The organism is Nostoc paludosum FACHB-159, from assembly GCF_014698835.1.
Classification (GTDB): Bacteria; Cyanobacteriota; Cyanobacteriia; order Cyanobacteriales; family Nostocaceae; genus Nostoc; species Nostoc paludosum.
This window is the reverse complement of sequence record NZ_JACJTU010000154.1, coordinates 1-2,786: the sequence shown is the minus strand read 5'-3', so window position 1 is coordinate 2,786 and position 2,786 is coordinate 1. Positions and strand designations below refer to the sequence as shown.

Here is a 2,786-nt window from a genome sequence, read left to right as displayed (position 1 = left end):
AAGATACCAAAAATCTGATGAAAGTTAAAATTTATCTTACTCAGAGCTTAGTTAGCGGATTGCACCCGCTAACTAAGCTCTTTCCCACACCTTTTTTCGTTCACCCCTTGGGATGCAGGGTATTGTCTGCGCTTAACCCGTTGAGCCGCTAGTTCTAAACGAGATTTGGCTTGTTGCAATTGTGCCTGAAATTGATTTACCTGAGCCTCAGCTTTAGCAATATCCTCTTGACGACTTCCCTCCCGTGCTTCGGTTAATTGAGCTTGGGCTTGTGCCAGTCGCGCACGGGCTTGGGCGATTTCTTGAGGAAGACTACCAGCTTGGGCTTCGGCAAGTTGTGCCTTGGCTTGTGCTAAGTTGCCTTGGTTTTGGAGAACTTGCGCCCGGACATTGGCACTATCCATGACCGCAATAATCTGTCCAGCAAGCACGCGTTCGCCTTGTTCTACTTTTAGCTGTGCAACAATTCCCGGCTGTTTTGGGCTAATATTTACACTTTGAACTGGTACGACCTTACCACTGGCAGCAATCCGTAAAGTCACATTTTTGGCTTCTACTGGAACAGTAAGTGCTGCAATGTCTTCTTGGCTTGTTCCCTGATTTACAAGGGAATAGGTCGCACCTGTACCAACAACTAAAACACCTGCGGCTAGTCCCGCTAGCCAGCGATAGGGATGCTTAATTTTACCAATTACAGGAATTTCTAAATATGTGGTCATAACATAAGTCTGTTTGAAAACAGGGAATAGGGAAGAATGATATTTATGTCCTTGTTGTGTGATTTATCACATGGGAAGCCAGCTTGAATTTAGGATGAGTAAGTAGAGTATTCATAAGTTATCAACGCTTGTCTAAATGCCATGACCGAATCATAAAACTAGGTATCTTGTTCTTACTTCCCGCGATTGTTTGACTCGGTTAACTCACCCGATTGGATGAATCGGGTGAGTGAGATAACCTGTTACACCATTTGAGTGGAGCGAATAAAACATTGTAATTTATATAATCAAGTTTGTTATAGCAATCCTATTTGATTTGTGAGAATTTGCAGTGTTCAAATCTCCGACTTTTTTAAAATGTCGGGAGTCTAGTTTCTCCCAATTGATTTAGAACTGCTATCTACCTTTTAGAAAAAAGAATGTGACACTTATTAAAAGTATAAAATTTTGTTTTTTATTACATTGAGTTACTTTCTGATATTTAGATATTAAATTTCTATATTATTGAATAATAAAAAGGTATTTATATCGTTACTAAGTCAAACATTTATGAGACGATTAATTAATCATATTAGTAGCAAAAATCAACCTAATACTGTAATTTTTTCGTCAGAATTTTTGGCATGGCGACAGCAATTTATCCCTAGTCGGATTCGTTTACTCGCTTGGGTTGTTTTCATTGTTTTGGTAATGGTAACGATTTTTCATATCACCATTACTATTCCTAGCTTGAATGCTTCAGGTGATCCGAAATTAATATTTGATGCCAAGCGGATGCGTGAGTATTTAGAAGTGGCAGTTACTCAAATTTTAAGTGTTGGTATTGGCTTGTTATTAGCAAAATCTCGTGTATTCCAGAAGTCTCCAGAACGAATGTTTCTACTACTGAGCGGATTGGTGCTAATGCCGTCTCAAATCATCGCTACATTGCGAGGACAAGCTAGTTTTGATGGGGATATGTGGATTTTATTTTATGCGATTCAAGCTATATTAATTCCTGTGCATTGGCGCTCGCATCTCATCTCACAAGTAACTGTGATTGGCTATTTTGCGATCGCGATGCTGTTGGGTTGGCGCGATCCGAATGTGATTGTCCCAGCTGCCTATGGTTTGGGCATATTCTATACAATACTGATTTGCTTGGTCGCCGATGTTGGTGTATTTTTATATGAGCGATCGCTACAACGGGAATTTGAATTACGTCAACAACTAAGGGTTTTTCTCCATGCGGTATCTCATGATTTACGCAATCCTGTAATCGGTATGGTGATGACTTTAAAAACCTTTTGGCATCCTGAACAACACACTGCACAGATTCCCCAAGAATTACTCAAGCACATAATTGACAGTGGCGATAGACAGGTTGCTTTAATTAACTCACTGTTAGAAGCACACGAAACCGAAGTACATGGAATTGTACTACATCACCAAAGAGTGAAACTGCATGATTTAGTCAAATCTGTGATTACCGACTTACAACCCTTTATCCAGCAAGCAAACGCCACAGTAACATATACGATTCCCACTGATTTACCCCCTGTGAATGCCGATGCACTCCATCTGCGCCGAGTGTATGAAAATTTACTTTTAAATGCACTGCGTTATAACCGACCGGGGGTAAATTTGACCTTGGATGCTGTTGTCGGAGAACATCTCAACAACCAAATCCGTTGCACTGTTCAAGATGATGGTGTAGGGATGACACAACAGCAGTGCGATCGCTTATTTGAACTCTATAGCCGTGGCCCTAATAATCGTCAATCACTTGGTTTAGGCTTAGGACTCTACATCTGTCGGCAAATTATCACGGCTCATGGCGGCAAGATTGGAGCGATCAGTAGTCCGGGTAATGGTGCTACCTTCTGGTTTACTCTACCTATATAGCAGTTCTCAGTCTAATCACGACATCAAGCCCGATCGCAATGCTACTACAGCTGCTTGTACTCGGTCATTCACTAGCTGTAACGACCTGCAATACTAATCGCTCAAACCTGCAATCAAGACATTTACAAACCAGGATTATTTGCAACTATAATTACGCTTCAGCCAGGATTAATTGCAACTGAA

Annotated in this window: 1 protein-coding gene and 1 pseudogene; one reads left to right on the top strand and one right to left on the bottom strand. The window is 40.9% G+C overall.

From position 1 onward, the window contains the following. Positions 1-104: 104 nt before the first annotated feature. Positions 105-719: pseudogene (locus tag H6H03_RS39645) on the bottom strand (biotin/lipoyl-binding protein); the annotation flags it as partial. 549 nt (positions 720-1,268) lie between these two features. Between H6H03_RS39645 and H6H03_RS39640 the strand changes: the two are divergent. Next, positions 1,269-2,603, top strand: a complete 1,335-nt coding sequence (locus H6H03_RS39640) for a sensor histidine kinase (RefSeq protein ID WP_190960432.1) — start codon at positions 1,269-1,271, stop codon at positions 2,601-2,603. Positions 2,604-2,786: the final 183 nt, after the last annotated feature.